This window comes from Paenibacillus jiangxiensis (genome assembly GCF_046098255.1).
GTDB lineage: Bacteria > Bacillota > Bacilli > Paenibacillales > Paenibacillaceae > Paenibacillus > Paenibacillus jiagnxiensis.
The window spans coordinates 193,800-211,103 of sequence record NZ_JBJURI010000002.1; the positions used below are offsets into that span (position 1 = coordinate 193,800).

A 17,304-nucleotide genomic window follows, 5' to 3' on the forward strand; every position below is an offset into this window, starting at 1 on the left:
CAGGGGAGGGGACGTTCATGTCCAGGTCGCATCTGGTGCTCGATATTGCCGGTGTCATTGCGACGAATCTTTCACCCATGTATTGGCAGGAGCTCGCAGAACATGCGGGCTGCAGCGCACAGGAGCTGAAGAAGAAGTTCAATCAGGAAATCCGGCAGCCCTTTTGGAGCGGAGAAATATCGGTGGCAGATTACGAGCTCTGGCTTGCCCGGGAGTATCCCGTATTAGGAAGGCACGACTTGCCGCACCTGATTCACAAGCATCTGAAGCTGCTGCCTGCCGCCGAGCTGCTGCCCCGATGGAGCGGTATCGCTGATATCCACCTGTTAAGCAATCATCGGACCGAGTGGGTGACGGAATTAATCCGGCCGTTGGAGCCATATGTGACAAGCATGCATATTTCGGATAAATCGGGATTTTGCAAGCCGGATAAACGGGCATTTGACCAGCTTCACAGACAACTGGGCGGCCGAAAAATGATCTATGTGGATGATCAGGAGAAGAATCTAGCACCGGCCAAAGAGCTGGGCTGGACTGCAGTTCTGGCAAACCCAGAGGGACAATGGACGGAGGGGGTATCTTATCTGCTGAATATGTTGAAGGACTTATAGTCGGCTCAAAACTGACTTTGGTGCTTGAGCGGGGGATAGGTGCGAGTGCGTTTAAAAGCAGGGGAATTCTAACGGTTGTGAACAACGCTATTTGGATAAAAATGAGGGGTTATCAAATGCAACGGTTGCCAGCGAGCTTAATTCCCGTTTTTCCGCAGATAAAGAACTATTTAGACTAAATAAGGCCGGGCACAACCGTTAGAAAGGAAATCTTTGTTTTCCCAGCCGAATAAGCGCTGTGGCAAACGTTAGCAAAGAAATGCACCAGATAGCTCAATCTAGAATTCGATGCTTGACCAATGGGGTTGCCTCGAAGAAAATACAATCATAAATTCGGGGGCAACAGTGACTATTGGCTTGGCCTCCAATACTGCTGTCTGTAATTCTTCGGTGACACACCGAATTTTTCTTTGAAGCATCTGGAGAAGTAGCTGGCTTGGGAGAACCCTGTTTCTTCCGTGATCTGTTGAATGGGCCAGTCGGTTTGCAGCAAAAGATTGCGGCTCTGCTCGAGCCGGTAATCCATTAAATATTCAAGCGGTGTACGCTGAAAAGCAGCTTTCATGCACCGGGCCAAATAGTTTTGATGCACGTGAAAATGGTCTTCCAAATGTTTGTTGGTGACCGTTTTTTTGAAATTTTGCTTTAAATAGATTTCGATCTGCTCTGCCAGCTTGGCAGAGCTGTTTTTGCTGCTCTGATCATACTCCAGGCTGCTGAAAATATTAACAAAGGTTTGCTGAGTCTCCCACAGCGCCAGCTTTCTGGGCTTTAATGTGGAGGCTAACAAGTAGTCCAGTTTGGCAAACAGCTCCTGCGGATTGACCACTTTTTGAAATTTGGGCAAATGAATGGTCGTATGCTCTGAATGAAAATGCAGCTCCGGAATGGGAGCGCTTGGTGTAATGAAGTTGGGTAAGGCTTGCGCGCACCAGGTGCTATTGGTTTGAAAATGGAACCAGTAAAAGGAGGTTTGCTCCGTACAGGCCTCAATGGGAAAATGGTGCTTGTCCGGTTCCAGAATCAAAGCATAATTTTCAGTAACCTGCCATGTCTGGTTCTCTTCCCCGATGTGCAGCATTCCTTCCTTGATCATAATCACGTCAAAATAACCCAGGTTATAACGGTTCGGGTGCCAATCCCCTTTCCGGTATGTCGTAAAGTTCCCCTCAATGAAATAGGGCAATGGCGGGACAAGAAAAGACAGAAAGTCCGTTTTGCTCATACAAACCAGCTCCTTTATCACGTGCATATTTGCAGGTGAAATCGAAGGCTGCAAAATGCGGGTATGTGTGAAATCATATAAGTTTTAGTTAAAGATGGCGATGTTTTTTGTAGATTCAGGTTGATAAAATAGGCACTGTAGCAAGGAGAGCTCAGGCTAACCTGGTCGGTATGATGTTTACTTTATCGTTATTTTGCGGGAAATGAAAGCGTTCTATTATCAAGGAGGGAATGTTTGATCAATGAAAACAGCAAAGCCAGTCAAGGGTGTTATCGTGGATGATTCATTTTGGAAAAAGTACAAGCAGGTGGTTGCGGAAGAGGTTATTCCTTATCAATGGAAAGCATTGAATGATGAATTGCCTGATACAGAGCCCAGCCATGCCATTGAAAACTTTAAAATTGCAGCCGGGGAATCAAGCGGTGAATATTATGGAACCGTATTCCAGGACAGTGATCTTGCCAAATGGCTGGAGACGGTGGCCTTTAGTCTGAGGGATCATCCGAACCCGGATTTAGAGGCACGGGCGGACGAAGTGATTGATCTGCTGGGAAGAGCCCAGGCTGAGGATGGATATCTGAATACCTACTATCTATTGAAGGAGCCCGGCAATCGCTGGACGAATTTACGGGACAATCATGAGCTGTACTGTGCGGGACATTTTATAGAAGCGGCTGTTGCTTATTATGAAACGACAGGCAAGACCAAGCTTCTGCATATCATGGAGAAATATGTATCACTTATTCAGCAGACGTTTGGCACAGAGGACGGTAAGTTAAAAGGTTATCCGGGGCATGAAGAAATTGAGCTGGCTTTGATCAAATTATACGGTGTGACCGGAAAGGATCAATATCTTATGCTGGCCCGATATTTTATTGAACAGCGCGGGCAGGAACCCATTTATTTTATTGAGGAACAGGAAAAGAGAAAGCTCATTCAAACATCGCCTACCTGGAATGATGATAATCATATCAATTTTGGGCTCGGCTTTGAATACCAACAGGCTCACAAGCCGGTTCGGGAGCAGACAGAGGCTGTCGGCCATGCGGTGAGAGCGATGTACCTGTATATTGCGATGGCGGACCTGGCGGCAGTGACGGGAGATGCTTCCCTGCTGCAGGCCTGTGAAACGCTGTGGGAGGATGTCACGAATCACAAAATGTATATCACGGGCGGAATCGGTTCCGCTGTCAATGGGGAAGCCTTCACTTCCGGGTATGATCTTCCTAATGACAGCATGTACTGCGAAACCTGTGCCTCGGTGGGGCTGGTCTTCTGGGCTAATCGTATGCTGCGCTTAACACCTGACCGCAAATACTCTGATGTTCTGGAACGGGCGTTATATAACGGCACGATCAGCGGAATGGACCTGGACGGCAAACGTTTCTTTTACGTCAATCCGCTGGAGGCCAATGCTTTTCAATCCTCCAGAAAAGATCAGGAGCATGTCAAAACAGAGCGGCAGAAATGGTTCTTCTGCGCCTGCTGCCCGCCCAATCTGGCACGAATGATCGCGTCGGTCGAAGATCATGTGTACACCCAGACGGAGGACACCCTGTATACACACTTATATATTGCAGGCAAGGCAAGCCTGGTTTTGTCCGGACAAGAGGTTGAAATTATACAAACTCACCGTTATCCATGGAATGCGGACTTAAGCTTCGCGATTCAGACAGCAAAGCAGGCTTCGTTTAAGTGGGCTTTTCGCGTACCCAGCTGGTGCAAGAAGGCGGAACTGAAAGTGAACGGAGAAACCGTTTCATTAGATCATCTGGAAAAAGGTTATGCAGTGATTCAGCGTACCTGGAAGGATGGGGATGTGGTCACTCTACATCTGGCTATGCCTGTGGAACGAATGCGGAGCCATCCGCTGGTTTCCATGAATCAGCAGCAGGTTGCACTCCAGCGCGGCCCGGTCGTGTTCTGTCTGGAGGAAGCGGATAATGGACCAAACCTGGCAGGGTTAAGATTGCCGAAGTGCAGCCTGATCAGGGAAGAGTTCGATGAAAGCCTGCTGGGCGGAGTTGTCAAGCTGATCGCAGGGGGTTACCGGGTAGAAAGCCCTGCCGCATTATACAGCTCCGAGCCGCAGGAATGGATTCCTCAGACCCTCACTGCCATTCCATATTACGCCTGGTGCAATCGGACCCAAGGAGAAATGCGTGTCTGGATTTATGAATCCTAATTCAAACTATTTGCTGTACTTTAATACGGATGTTTTCGTTCTTTGCATCGGGATTGCGTGAACCCTGCTGTTCAGATTTTCTTTGACGCTAGCTTTATTTGGCGTGCTGGCTGGCATTATGTTTTTCACCGCATTTGCCGACTTGAGAGTACATACAGCGGTTAAAACCAAGTCCGTTCCCATTACCTAGAATTTTGCCGCCATCAAGCACAACTGGCCCTGGATGCTCGTTGTAGCAGCCAACTTGTGCTACTGGATCGGTCTGAATATCTGTTCGTCAACGCTGGTCTATTATTTGCAGTATAATCTGGATGGCAAAGAGTTGGTGCCTTTAATCAATGGTTTGACCTCTATACAGTTGATTTCGATGGTTCTGATTCCATTGTTCGCCAGAAAACTGGGCAAATATATGATCATGATCATCAGGCTGATCCTGGTTGCTCTGGGACAAGCTGTGATTTTAATGGGAAGCACGGACCTGACCATGATTATCATCGGCTGGATTATCGGTGCCCTGGGCTCAGGTTTTGCGTGTTCCATGCCTTTTGCGATGCTGTCTGATACGGTGGATTATGGGGAATGGAAAAATGGCATTCGAGCCAGCGGATTTCTGACCTCCATTGGGAGCCTATTCTGTATCAAGGCAGGCAGCGGAGTCGGCGGATTATTACCGGCATGGGTGATGGACCGGACAGGCTATATTGCCTGGAGCGTGCAAACTCCTGTGGCGCTGTACAGAATTCAGCTCAGCTTCATCTGGCTGCCGTTTATCATCTTCTTGGTTGGCATCATTCCTATGTTTTTCTATAAGAGATTCGAAAGGAATGAGACTTTCATTCAACAAGATTTAATGGCGAGAAGAGTATAGAGTTCTATTAACAACACATTTTTGATGATTGTGAAAAGAACGCAAAATCTGTTCATTAGGCTGAGCAGGTTTTGCGTTCTTTTATTTTCCGAGGGTTCGTATTTCTGTATATTCATAGGAAAAGGGAACTATTAACAATGAAAAACATAGACAAAAAGTATGGTATGTCCGATACTTACTTTTAAAAGGTCCTATGTTAAATATATCCTCTTAAAAATAAACTCATTTCTTGGATGAAAGGAATACGCAATGAACTACATGGACGAGCATATCCTTAACCTCAAAAATCGCCTGAACAGCCATGCAGCATCTAACAATGCAGATGCAAGTAAAGCACAGACGCCTTACAAGGGTAGAACCAGCCGGATGCCGGGCAAAACAGGGCGCTGCGGATGGGGGATGAGCTCATTACCCAGGAGCGCAGCCCATTCTGGATGGACATATGGAGGTAAGCATGTCTGTACTGTGGGTATCCGGATCGAAAATGACGGGCAGGAACTGGACTAACGGCTGCGGCAGGGAGGCCGCTAGTCATGGGGAAAGGAGTCAGGAATTCATTTGAGTGTATCGCACAACGACAACGGGATCGGGTACGAAAGTCTGCGCCTCTATGGTCCCTTTCAGCCTCAGCATATCGAAAAGTTGAAGATTACGAGAGCAATCAACGAGCACGCTTATTTACATATTAGTGGTGTGTTGTCCGAGGAGCAGGGAGCAGCCTGTATCGGTCAGAGTATGGAGGAGGAGCCCATTGTTCTACGCCAACTCGATGAGCAGGGCCAATCGGTAAGAAGGCTGTTTCATGGCCTTGTCACACACATGTCGGTGCAGTGTATGCGCGGGGTGTATACCTTCGAGCTGGAGGCCGCTTCGCATTCGTATCAGATGGATATTTTGCTGAAAAAGCGCTCTTTCCAGGATGTTGACCGCACCTATGACGACTTGGTCACTGCGCTGGTCCGCAAATACAGGTATGGAGATTTGATCGACACCGTCACGGACCATGCCAAGTTAGGGGCTTTTGTTTTACAATATCAGGAGACGGATTGGGCGTTTCTGAAGCGCCTTGCTTCCCGCTTTGGGTCGGTGCTGGTGCCCGAGGTGACGGCCGCTTCGCCAAAGATCTTTTTCGGGATGCCGGAAGGGAAGCCGTATAAGGTGGAGCGGGAGGTCTCTTATCGTCTGCGCAAAACTTTTTATGAACCAGGAGCAGGATCACAGGGAAAACGGGACGGCTCGTATATGATTTACTCCATGGAAAGCTTGCAGTACTTTGCGTTGGGTGACTTTGTTACTTTGCCGATTGGGGATGGCAAGGAGCTTGTCGTTGTCCGGGTGGTGACCCGGCTGCGGGATGGCCTGCTGTACACCGTATACGATCTGCAAGCAGAGCAGGATATCCGGTATGCCCGTTATGAGAATGAGCAGGCTGCCGGCATTACCTTGATGGGCAAGGTGCTTCAAGTACAGCAGGATGGTGTGCAGGTGAAGCTGGACATTGACCCTGAGCAGGACCCGGCTGCCGCCTGCTGGTTTCCGGTGGCGACCCGCTATGCGGCGGAAGGACATAGCGGCTGGTATGATATGCCGGAGATCGGGGATCAGGTGCAGCTGTATCTGCCGACGGCCCGTGAAGCAGAAGCTTTTGTGACCGATTCGCTGCGGCAGCAGCGGTATACGCAAGGGGAGCCGGGGGTGAAGGCATGGCGCCATGCGGGTGGAAGCGGTATGGAGATGGCGGCAGAGAGCCTGACGCTATCCACTCCTGGTGAAATGTCCATTCTGCTGCACGAAAGCAGCGGCATTACCGTAAGCAGTCCGGGTGATATTGAGATAAAAGGCGGCAACGTAAAACTGGATGCAGGGCAGAACTTATCGCTCCAGGCCGGGACGGGGCTGTATTTAAAAGGCGGAGCCAGCAGCATGGTGCTCGACGGGGAGACGGATACGAACGCGCCGATGATTTATCAGGAAGGCACGGTAAAAGCCCCTGTCTATGTGGCGGACCTTCCGCCTGTACCAGAGCCGCCGCTGATGAGCATCAAAGCGTATGAAGCGGCACAAGCTGCGAAAGCGGAAAGCGCCGCTTCCGCTGCGGCCCGCCCGTCCGTCACCGCCAAAGTGACGACACCCGCCGAGCTACAGCAAGCTAACTCCTTGCTGGGCACGGTGTCCAAGCTGCTCGGATCGATCCCAGCGATGGGAGCAGTGGCGGGAGCAGCGATGACAGCAGGACCTGAAGGGGTGGCAGTAGGTGCGGTTCTGATGGCAACCGCAGCTATTCCTGTTCGAAGCACGGGGAGCGCCAGCGGGGGCGTCAGCAGCAAGGGAGCAGGAACGCATCCATTAAAGCACCTGGCAGACTTGGCGATGCAGGGGCTAATCAGCCAGTATGAACACGAGCAAGCTAGAAACGCCTATTATAATAAGTGGATTTTAGGCAAAGTGTATACAAGTGCACGACATATAGCACAGTCTGGCGGTCCGTTGGGGCTGGTTCAGAACCTGCTGACGGAATCAACAGCGATAGTTCATGCATATCAGCAGGTTCCTGCCGATGTTAAACAGCGCTGGAAGGATCACGAGCGTTACACGTCTCCAAAGGAGGAGACCTTGGATCTAAGCGATACTAGTGGGTACACTCGGGTATGGCAAGACAACATGTGGGTTTTTATTACTGATGAGACTGGACTATCAGATCAGAAAGGACTCCAACTTACCTTAGCCTATGATGAAGCAACCAAAGGAAATAATACTATTGATACGGATAGTCTGTACCAGAAAGAAATGGAAGCAGCTCTAAAGGGTAAGAATTATAACACTGGGGAAGAAATATCAGGCATACAAGCATTCGGCATTTATGCTGGCGCACTACAGAATGAGATGGGAATTGGATTTGGTGGAGGTCGCGGTGGCCGTGGCGGGAAACCAACCGGCAATAGTGTTCCACCCAGAGCCAATGGATTTTCAGCGGGTGGTTCAGGAGTAAATAACCATGGCACTCAAAGTAATCAGATTACTAGGGGGACGGGTCAAGGTGTTGTTCCTCCAAAAACAGTAATTAGTCCAGAGATGGAAGCAAAGATTTTGGAAGGACAAAGAAAGGCCCCAAAAAATGAACTAATAGGCGGACATTCGCCAAGCATCAATAATGCTAACGATAATTTTGCAGTTGAAGTATTATCAACTAATGCTGATGGTACTAAAAATGTAGTTTTTACAAAGCAATTCCCTGACGGCAATATATCCAAACTCAAAAAGAGTACTCTATTTCCTGATTCATGGTCTGATGAACAAATTCTCAGGAGTATAACTGATGTTGGTAATAGACCAGCTATTTCTACAAGATTGAGGGATGGAGCGACTTGGCATAGAGCAACTATTAATGGTGTAGAGATTGATGTAATCAAAGTTGGCGATGATGTAACAAGCGGCTATCCAACAGGTACGATAAACGCGTCGCGCCCATCAGGTTTTTAATTCAAATTAAAGTGGAGGCATCAAATATGTACAAAGAACTAGATAACCTTTTATCTGCTGATACAACAGTAGATTCTTGGTACGATGATGGCTGTGTCATAGCAAGCGAGATGCTTTCAGAGTTTAGCCCGAGTGATTGGGATGAATTATCTAATCAAGTGCTTAGTAAACCAATAGAATGGCAAAGAAAAATAGCATATTGTTTGGATAATAAGTGCAATGTACAAGAACTTAACATTCTAATATCTTTGTTCAGTACAAATGATGAGGAATTATTCGAGATATGCATCGACACGTTAAGAAGTTATTCAAGTCAAGAAAGTAAAAAATTGATATTGGGTAACCCCCAGATTCTACAACGTGTAGATGACTTATTACCCACTGCTAGCATACCAGTAAGGAAAATGCTCCAAGATTTCCTTTCAAAAATCCATTCGTAATATTTAAAATCCACATTTGGATGCAATTATACTTTTAGACCTTGATTGGCTACGTGCCTTTCAAGGTTCTTTTTCAATCTAACGCTTGAACTTTGGTCTTTCGTGTAACAGGCAGCAACAAATGAATTGAAGAACCAGCAACCATCACAGGAAGCAGAAAAGGAAATGTGGTCTATTGCCTAAGCCCGTGCAACATATGAACAGCTTCTGAAGGAAACTCGTGGTTACTCTTAGCAAGCGAGAGAGTTGCGTGAACAAGTACATTGGTGACAGTTGAGCCATATTCCTTATAAAGAGACAGGCGGAATGTCAAAAGGTACTTTTCTATATAGAGGTTGAAATTCTGCATAAATCGGTTGAAACTGTTTATTTTCCACATTGGCCAGGCTTTGTACAATAATTGTAAAGCGCTTACATATACATAAAAGGATGCTATCCGCTCCGTTACATCAGCAGGAAATACCTTAGTGGAGCAGAAATATTAAATAGCTGAAGCTTGATTTCAAATCCGGCGCAGGAGGCAAACATGGCTTCCAGCCTATGTGTAAGGAGGAAAACGCATGGGAGGAAGCGGTCGCTTCAGATTTACGGGGATTCCTACGATTCGTGGGAAATTCATTGTGCTGACACTGGCGCTCACGGTCGTCCCGATGGCAGTGCTGACGTTTACCTTTTACCGGATTGCTGCTCATTCACTTGGCGAGAAGTCGGAAGCGCTGGCTATGCAATCCTGGCAGATGAGTATGAATTATGTCAATGCGACGCTTTCCGACCTGAACGATTTAACTAATGCCATTCTCGGCAACCCTGATGTGCAGGCTGCGCTGGAGCTTACACCGGAAGACGATTATGAATATCTGCGGAACGATGAAACGCTCAGCATGGTCGTTCGCGCACAGACCCAGACCAAGCCGTATATTGTGTCCTCTCTCATTTATGCCGCCAATGGCGGACCAAGGCATTCTCTTTACCAAGGAAATGCTTCGGTCCGTTTTGGCGGCCTTCCTACATTAAAAGAAGCCGATGAGTACTATCGTCGCCTGCTCACGGAGCGGCCCATGATATGGATGGCTCATTCCCCGTTTGCAGCAGGGCGCGGGATGGCGGAGGATCGTGTTTATGTCGGCAAGCTGCTCCGCAAAACGACTGGGGATTACGCGCCGCTCGGGTTTTTGCTGCTTGAAATCGATAAGGAAACCCTGTTCCGCGGTCTTTCTTTCCATTCGGCAGACAGCAATATCCAGATGTGGGTGCTGGATCAGGAGGGGGGGCCTGTGTATGGATTGCCGGAGCAGGGTACGGCTGACAGGGAGCTTTTGCAGCAGATTGCGGAAATGGCCGCAGATCGGCCAGAGCTGGCCAAGGAATGGAGAACATGGAACGGCCGTCAGACCATGATCTCTTTTGCACCGTTAAATGAAGGGCAATGGACCCTGCTGCAAACCGTTGATCAATCCGTACTGCTTGAGGCTGCGCGTAAGGTGGGAGTATGGACGATCTGGACGTTCTGGATTGCGCTGGGTCTGGGCTGGATGCTGTCTTACAGGCTGAGTGATACGATTTATCGTCCACTGCTTCAGCTCAGCCGTTTAACGGCGGCAGACGGAAGTATGAACGCCATTGTCCCCGGACCGGCACCCGGGGCTTCTGCTCCCGTCGTTTTTGACCCCAAGGATGAGATGGGGCAGATCGGGGAGCGTTATCTTCACCTGATGCGAAAAAATCATGAGCTGTACGGTCAGGTGTACGAAGCATTGCTGTCCCGCAAGCAGGCGGAATTTCGCGCGCTGCAGGCACAGATTAATCCCCATTTCCTGTACAACACGCTGGAGTCGCTGAAGGGGATGGCCATGGCGAGGGGAGAGCAGGAAATGGTGGAGGTCATCGAAGCTTTTGGCAAATTCTTTCGCATCTCCTTAAGCTACGGACGGGAGGAAATTAGCCTGGGACAGGAAGTGGAGCATGTAAGTGCCTATGTGAAGGTACAGCGGTTCAGGTTTCAAAATTCGTTTGAATGGATTTGCGAGGTGGAGGAAGAAATCTGCGGGTTTTACGTCCCAAAGCTCATCCTGCAGCCGCTCGTTGAAAATGCCATCTACCACGGCTTCAAAGGCCGTGCCGACCCCGGGTATATCATGTTATCCGGTATGAGGGAGGGAGATGCGCTGCGATTAACGGTCAGTGATGATGGCCGGGGAATTGCAGCAGAACGCCTGGAAGCTATAAGGAATTCCCTGGAGTCCGAGCAGGGGAGCGCTCTGGGCTTTGGGCTGCGCAATGTGCATGAGCGTCTGCGGCATTATGGCCCGCAGTATGGACTGTCCGTGACGAGCGAACCGGGACATTACACCTCGGTCAGTTTGCTTGTGCCGATTCGGGCTGAATAAGGAAAGGAGAGGATCGCAATGTACCGGCTGCTGATTGTGGACGATGAGTACCATATTCGGGAAGGGCTTAAGACGATGGTGGCGCAAAGCGGCCTGTCCGTGCAAGTCAGTGCCGTTGCGGGTGACGGCGAGACCGCATTGCGTTTGTATGCGGAGCGGCGACCGGACATGATTTTGCTGGATATTCATTTGCCGGATGCAAGCGGGCTGGAGGTGGCCCGGGCTATTCGGGAAAAGGATCAGCAGACGCCTCTTTTATTTCTGACAGGGCACGAATCCGTGCCCTATATTCGTCAGGCGCTGGCGCTGCAGGCGACCGATTATTTGCTTAAGCCTGTGACAAGAGAGGAATTTGAAGCTGCCTTGTGCCGGGCCGGGGAGCGGATTGCACAATGGAAAAGAAGCGGAGAGGAGACCGCTTACCGTCAGCATTTGTCCGAGTCATTGTACCAGGAGCACCTGCTGCTGGACCTTCTGCAGCAGCGGCGTCCTGCAGAAGAGGTGATTGACGAGCTGGAGGGATTGAAGCTCTTTGGCGAGAATGGCAGGCCGCCTTATATCATACTGTGCTGTGAACTGGAGGAGCCGCCTCTCGAGGCAGCGGGTTCTGCAAGTGAGCTGCATGGGAGTCAAAATCGCGGCGCTGTTATCTTCACCGGACTTGCTTGGGACTACACGACCACGGAGGCCGGGGTGAAGGCGTACGGGGCAGCGGTGTCCCGGAACCGGCGTATCGTGCTGCTGTCGGCAGCGTCCGATCGCGCGGCGGAGCGGACGGCGCAGCATATCCGGCAGGCGATACAGGAGCAGCTGAGCCAGGCAGTCTCCATCGGGATCAGCCGCCCGGTACAGCGGCTGGAGCAGCTCCCGGAAGCGTATGAGGAGGCCATATTGGCCGCAGAACACCGGGCATGGGTCGGATTTAACCAGATCATCCCTTTTGCGAGCATTCAGACCCATACATTGAACAGCAGCGGACTGTTAGAGAAGGAGCTGCTGTTGATCACGGAGCTGCGGGCTGGAAATGATGCCGCTGTGCATACGATTTTACAGGAATGGTCGGCGCAATTGGGTGGTCTGCCCGTCAGGCAGGTGAAGATGGTCCTTACTCAGCTTGTGCTGCTTGTGATGCGCATCGTCCACAGCGATACATCCGTTCGCCAAGCGGCGGATCAGGATCAGGATCCGCTGCTGGAGCTGTCTCGGCTGCGGCATGGACGGGAAATGATTGACTATGTATTCAGCTATTTTACCCGGATGAGCTGCCGAATCCGGGAAAAGCGTGAGAAGGGGGTGCCGCGCAAATTTCAGCTTGCGAGGGAATGGATTCGCGAGCATCTGCAGGAGGACGGCGGTCTGAACAGTCTTGCTGCTTATATGAATATGAGCCCCAAATATTTGAGCGTCCGCTTCAAGCAGGTTACAGGGGAAAGCTTTGCAGATTACCAGACCCGCGTCCGTTTTGAGCGAGCCCGCGAGCTGCTGCTGGACCCGAAGCGCAAGGTGGCGGAGGTGGCGGAGTTGGTGGGCTTTGCAGATACGAATTATTTCAGCATCGCCTTCAAAAAGCATACCGGACTGACTCCTACAGAGTTCCGTAAAACATTTTTGTGAATTGTTAAATTTCTGTTAAAAAAATCATACCAAAACAAAGAAGGTCTGGACTTGTCGCGTGGTCGGCTCTGGGCTCTCCGCGCATAATGGACATATAAGTGAGTGTTCAAAAGATGACTTTTTGAACTACCTCTTGTAAGGAGAATCCGATTCAGGAAGGGGCCGGTGAGCATGGTGAAACGACGGTTAAGGACATGGGTGGCTCTCGTGATGACGACGATGTTGGTAGGACTGACGGCTTGCAGCGGGAACGCAGGCGGACCAGCCAATTCGGATGCGGTAGAGCTCAGGTTCATGTACTGGGGAAGCAATGACGAGAAGCAGGCAATGGAAAAGATGATTGAGAGCTTTAACGCTTCTCATCCGAACATCCGGGTGAAGGGCGAGCATGTTCCTGGTGACTACACGACCAAAATCAACACATTAATGGCTGCCAATCAGCTGCCGGATGTCGCCTATCTGGGCGATTCACTTACGATGAAATGGGCAAGTGAAGGCAAACTCCTTGATTTATCCTCCTATTATGACGAATATCCCGAACTAACCAACAAGCTTAAATCCTCTTATCTCTACAGCGAACCCGGCAAATCAATCGGCAATTATACCGCACTGGAAGTGATGCAGTTATTTTACAACAAGGAGTTGTTTACGGAAGCAGGTGTCCCTTTCCCGCCGGCTGATCCTGAACAGGCGTGGACTTGGGATGAATTTCTGGAAATTGCGAAAAAGCTGACCAAGGATCAGAACGGCAAGCATCCGGGGGAAAGCGGATTTGATCCAGGCAATATTGTGCAGTACGGCTTTGCTTTCGGCAACGACCGCAGCTCCTGGGGCCCGCTTCTCGCGAGCAACGGCGGAGGCTTAACGGACGAGACAGGCACGAAGTATACCCTGAATAGCCCCGAATCGGTTGAGGTATTTCAAAAGCTACAGGATCTGGTGTTCAAAGAGCATGTGTCCCCGGATTTGATTCAGCAGCAGGATATGCCGTCCAACACGATCCGGCTGCAGACGAGAAAAGTCGCCATGGTGGTAGACGGGACGTGGTCCCTGCTGGATTTTTCCAACAACAAACAGCTGCAGTGGAGCGTCGGCGTCCTGCCGAAGCTGAAGGAGCCCAAAACCATGATCGTTGCGGGAGCGACGGTGATTTTCCAGAGCACCAAGCATCCGAAGGAGGCGCTTGAATTTTATTTGTACCATAACAATCCGGAGAAGGTGGACCTGTTCAAGTCAGGCCTGTGGATGCCGATCGAGGAAAAATATTATACAGATGAGCAGGCCGTCCAATCATGGACCAATAACGCCGCCCATCCGCCGGAATTTCAGGAGGCAGGCATCAAGTATGCGAGAGATTATGCGATCAAGCCGTTGACCACTACCCTTCGCAACTGGCCGGATATCGGCTCCAAGCTGACCCCGGGACTGGATCTGATTTGGACGAACAAGAAGACGGCGCAGCAGGCGCTGGATGAGCTGGAACCCGTCATTCAGCCCTTGCTGCAGGGAGTATATCCGGATGAATAATCCGGCAGGACAGCCGGGAAAGGAGAACAGCCCATGAAGCGGCCAAAATCAGGCATGAAACGCATGGAGCGAAACTGGGGTCTGCTGTTTGCGCTTCCTGCCATCCTGGGACTCATGATCTTTACAATCGGACCGATTGCGGCCTCGTTTATCTTCAGCCTGACCGACTGGACAATAGGCGGACAAATGAGCTTTGTCGGGCTGGATAATTACCGGACCATTTTGACCGAGGATGATACCTTTGCCAAATCGATGTTTGTGACGACTTATTATGCACTGGGCAGTGTCCCTCTCGGCCTGGCGGCAGCTTTTATTATTGCGCTGCTTTTAAATCAGAAGGTGAAGGGCCTGTCGGTGTTCCGCACCATTTATTATTTGCCTACCATTGTGCCGAGCATTGCCAACACGATGCTGTGGCTGTGGATGTTTAACCCGGATTTCGGCCTGCTGAATTCATTGCTGGAGCAAGCCGGGCTGCCGGGCAGCAAGTGGATCTATGATGAGCGGACAGCTATTCCCTCTCTGATTATGATGAGCACCTGGGGCATCGGGAACACGGTTATTATCTTTTTGGCCGGGCTGCAGTCGGTTCCTGCCCATTTGTATGAGGCGGCTGAGGTAGACGGCGGCCATATGTGGCATAAGTTTGTTCATATTACCATTCCTTCAATGACTCCGACCATTTTCTTCAATCTGATCATGTCCTTGATCTCTACCTTCCAGTCCTTCAACCAAGCCTATGTCATGACCCTGGGGGGACCCAACAATTCGACCTTGTTCTATGTATTTTACTTGTGGCGCACGGCCTTTACGGAAACGAAAATCGGTTATGCTTCCGCGCTGGCCTGGATTTTGTTTTTCGTCATCATGGTATTGACTGCCCTTATTTTTTCCACGGCCAGCAAGTGGGTCTACTACGAAGGAGGTGGACGTTCATGAATCAGGTTTTACGGTCCCGCAGTCCTACTACCATCAACCGTGCCAAATCCCTCCGGGTTACCCGGGTGCTGCTGTACATCATTTTAATCACAGGCAGTGTTTTCATGCTGCTGCCATTTGTATGGCTCATTCGCAGCTCGCTGATGGGAACCTCGCAAATATTCGTGTTCCCGCCGGAGTGGATCCCTTCTCCATTTCAATGGAGCAATTATCCGGAAGCGCTAACCTCGGTGCCATTTGGCAGGTACTTCATGAATACATTCATCATTGAAGTGTGTGTGCTGGCGGGGGTGCTGTTGACCTCCATGATCTCGGCATTTTCCTTTGCACGATTACGCTGGCCGGGGCGGCAGCTGATTTTTGCCCTGCTGATCGGGTCGATGATGCTGCCTTACGCGGTGACGCTCATTCCCACCTTTGTCATGTGGCGGGAGCTGGGTGGACTGAATACGTTCCTGCCGCTGATTGTTCCCGCATGGTTTGGCGGCGGAGCATTTAATATTTTCCTGATGCGTCAATTCATGCTGACGATTCCGCGCGATCTGGATGAAGCCGCATATATGGATGGCGGCACACCTCTGACCGTGCTCTGGCGTGTTATCGTTCCCTTGTGTTCGCCGGCCTTGATCGTGATCGGCATCTTTACCTTTATTGACGTGTGGAACGATTTTCTGGGTCCGATTATTTATTTGAGTGATGAAAGGAATTTTACGCTGGCGCTGGGACTCGCGACGTTTCGCGGGCTGAACAATACAAATTGGCCTTATCTGATGGCAGCTTCCAGCACAATTTTGGCACCTGTCGTACTGCTTTTCTTTATCGGGCAGCGCTATTTTATTGAAGGCATTACTTTAACAGGCATCAAAGGCTGACAAGAAGCCTGAATGCATGAATTGGGATAAGGAGGCGAACGAGTGAAAGAAGCAGGTATGCAGGGTATCCCTGGCAGGTTGGCACGGCTGCGAGCGGAATTCTCCGCGCTGGGTGTAGATTCGATGCTGATTACACATGGTCCCAACCGCCGTTATATGACCGGTTTTACCGGCTCGGCGGGAATGGCGCTCATCACAGAACAGGATACTTTTCTGGTCACGGATTTCCGCTACATGACACAAGCAGCGGAGCAGGCGCCGGAATATTCCATCCTGAAGCATGAGGGGCCTATTCTTCAAACCGTGGCCGATCTCGCAAGGAAATCAGGCGTTCAGCGGCTGGGTGTGGAGAGCCGTCATGTCTCTCTTCAGCAGTCGGGCGAGCTCCAGGCGGCGTTGGGTTCGCTGGAATACGTGCTGACTGAGGATGTAGTGGAAGGGCTGCGCAATGTGAAGGATGAGGAAGAGATCCGTACCATCAGCGAGGCTGCGCGTATCACAGATGCCGCTTTTATGGAAGTGCTGAATTCGATCAAACCTGGCGTAACAGAGCGGCGGATTGCGGCGGAGCTGGAGTATAGGCTGCGGTTGGCTGGGGCGGATTCGGGCGGTTTTGCGTTCATCGTCGCTTCGGGAGAGCGTTCGGCGCTGCCGCACGGACTGGCCAGTGACAAGGAAATTGGCAGGGATGAGTTTGTTACGCTGGATTTCGGCGCCAATGTGCGCGGTTATTTGTCTGATCTCACACGCACAGTATTTGTCGGCAAGCCGTCAGAGCGGCATGAGGAATTATATTCCATTGTGCTGGAGGCCAACAAGAAGACGATTGCGGGGCTTCGCCCGGGGTTAAGCGGCCGAGAGGGGGACAGCTTGGGGCGGGATGTGATTGCCTCGTACGGCTATGGTGAGTATTTTGGCCACGGGTTGGGACACGGCTTTGGCCTTGAGATTCACGAGCAGGTGCGTCTGTCCCGAGAAAGCAAGTCGGTGCTTGAGCCGGGTCAAGTCCTTACGGTGGAGCCGGGGATCTACATTCCAGGCTTCGGCGGGGTCCGCATTGAGGATGATGTGCTGATCACGGATGACGGGGTCAAAGTACTGACTACCTCACCCAAAGAGCTGCTTTTATTGTAATCACGTTGTTGTTTTTCAAATC

At 50.5% G+C, this 17,304-nt stretch carries 11 protein-coding genes and 1 pseudogene; 11 read left to right on the top strand and 1 reads right to left on the bottom strand.

Translation table 11 applies throughout. The annotated features are described in order from the left end of the window. The first annotated feature begins 17 nt into the window (after positions 1–17). Positions 18–611, top strand: a complete 594-nt coding sequence (locus tag ACI1P2_RS02720) for an HAD family hydrolase (protein ID WP_355316606.1) — start codon at positions 18–20, stop codon at positions 609–611. Positions 612–960: 349 nt separating this feature from the next. On the opposite strand, the gene ACI1P2_RS02725 is transcribed toward ACI1P2_RS02720, so the two are convergent. Beyond that, a complete protein-coding gene (locus ACI1P2_RS02725) occupies positions 961–1,836 on the bottom strand; it encodes a helix-turn-helix transcriptional regulator (protein WP_355316608.1) in 876 nt (291 codons plus the stop codon). 241 nt (positions 1,837–2,077) lie between these two features. Here ACI1P2_RS02725 and ACI1P2_RS02730 point away from each other — a divergent pair, with 241 nt between their 5' ends. From ACI1P2_RS02730 to ACI1P2_RS02775, 10 genes and pseudogenes are all read left to right on the top strand, one after another. After that, positions 2,078–4,021 carry a glycoside hydrolase family 127 protein gene (locus ACI1P2_RS02730; RefSeq protein WP_355316610.1) on the top strand — a complete coding sequence of 648 codons (1,944 nt, stop codon included), beginning with the start codon at positions 2,078–2,080 and terminating at the stop codon, positions 4,019–4,021. A 76-nt stretch (positions 4,022–4,097) separates the two neighbouring features. After that, positions 4,098–4,889 (top strand): annotated as a pseudogene (locus ACI1P2_RS02735) (MFS transporter); the annotation flags it as partial. Positions 4,890–5,447: 558 nt separating this feature from the next. Then, positions 5,448–8,369, top strand: coding sequence for an EndoU domain-containing protein (locus tag ACI1P2_RS02740; protein ID WP_355316612.1), 2,922 nt, complete (start codon positions 5,448–5,450; stop codon positions 8,367–8,369). A gap of 26 nt (positions 8,370–8,395) precedes the next feature. After that, complete coding sequence (locus ACI1P2_RS02745) at positions 8,396–8,809, top strand: hypothetical protein (protein ID WP_355316613.1); 414 nt, start codon at positions 8,396–8,398, stop codon at positions 8,807–8,809. Positions 8,810–9,369: 560 nt separating this feature from the next. Continuing rightward, the gene (locus tag ACI1P2_RS02750) at positions 9,370–11,196 is read left to right on the top strand and encodes a cache domain-containing sensor histidine kinase (protein ID WP_355316615.1); all 1,827 of its coding nucleotides are present in this window, start codon (positions 9,370–9,372) and stop codon (positions 11,194–11,196) included. Positions 11,197–11,214: 18 nt separating this feature from the next. After that, positions 11,215–12,810 carry a response regulator gene (locus ACI1P2_RS02755; RefSeq protein ID WP_355316617.1) on the top strand — a complete coding sequence of 532 codons (1,596 nt, stop codon included), beginning with the start codon at positions 11,215–11,217 and terminating at the stop codon, positions 12,808–12,810. A gap of 171 nt (positions 12,811–12,981) precedes the next feature. Next, positions 12,982–14,337 (top strand): ABC transporter substrate-binding protein, encoded by a 1,356-nt coding sequence (locus ACI1P2_RS02760; RefSeq protein ID WP_355316619.1) that lies wholly within the window; start codon positions 12,982–12,984, stop codon positions 14,335–14,337. A 33-nt stretch (positions 14,338–14,370) separates the two neighbouring features. Further along, positions 14,371–15,276, top strand: coding sequence for a carbohydrate ABC transporter permease (locus ACI1P2_RS02765; RefSeq protein WP_355316621.1), 906 nt, complete (start codon positions 14,371–14,373; stop codon positions 15,274–15,276). Further along, the gene (locus tag ACI1P2_RS02770) at positions 15,273–16,148 is read left to right on the top strand and encodes a carbohydrate ABC transporter permease (RefSeq protein ID WP_355316623.1); all 876 of its coding nucleotides are present in this window, start codon (positions 15,273–15,275) and stop codon (positions 16,146–16,148) included. Before ACI1P2_RS02765 ends, ACI1P2_RS02770 begins: the two co-directional genes overlap by 4 nt. Positions 16,149–16,205: 57 nt before the next feature. Further along, positions 16,206–17,282, top strand: a complete 1,077-nt coding sequence (locus ACI1P2_RS02775) for a M24 family metallopeptidase (RefSeq protein ID WP_355316904.1) — start codon at positions 16,206–16,208, stop codon at positions 17,280–17,282. The last annotated feature ends 22 nt before the right edge of the window (positions 17,283–17,304 follow it).

Excerpts from the sequence above, each read along its gene's own strand:
- ACI1P2_RS02720 (WP_355316606.1), top strand. The coding sequence starts at position 18 with ATGTCCAGGTCGCATCTGGTGCTCGATATTGCCGGTGTCATTGCGACG.
- ACI1P2_RS02725 (WP_355316608.1), bottom strand. The coding sequence starts at position 1,836 with ATGAGCAAAACGGACTTTCTGTCTTTTCTTGTCCCGCCATTGCCCTAT.
- ACI1P2_RS02730 (WP_355316610.1), top strand. The coding sequence starts at position 2,078 with ATGAAAACAGCAAAGCCAGTCAAGGGTGTTATCGTGGATGATTCATTT.
- ACI1P2_RS02745 (WP_355316613.1), top strand. The coding sequence starts at position 8,396 with ATGTACAAAGAACTAGATAACCTTTTATCTGCTGATACAACAGTAGAT.
- ACI1P2_RS02750 (WP_355316615.1), top strand. The coding sequence starts at position 9,370 with ATGGGAGGAAGCGGTCGCTTCAGATTTACGGGGATTCCTACGATTCGT.
- ACI1P2_RS02755 (WP_355316617.1), top strand. The coding sequence starts at position 11,215 with ATGTACCGGCTGCTGATTGTGGACGATGAGTACCATATTCGGGAAGGG.
- ACI1P2_RS02760 (WP_355316619.1), top strand. The coding sequence starts at position 12,982 with ATGGTGAAACGACGGTTAAGGACATGGGTGGCTCTCGTGATGACGACG.
- ACI1P2_RS02765 (WP_355316621.1), top strand. The coding sequence starts at position 14,371 with ATGAAGCGGCCAAAATCAGGCATGAAACGCATGGAGCGAAACTGGGGT.
- ACI1P2_RS02770 (WP_355316623.1), top strand. The coding sequence starts at position 15,273 with ATGAATCAGGTTTTACGGTCCCGCAGTCCTACTACCATCAACCGTGCC.
- ACI1P2_RS02775 (WP_355316904.1), top strand. The coding sequence starts at position 16,206 with ATGCAGGGTATCCCTGGCAGGTTGGCACGGCTGCGAGCGGAATTCTCC.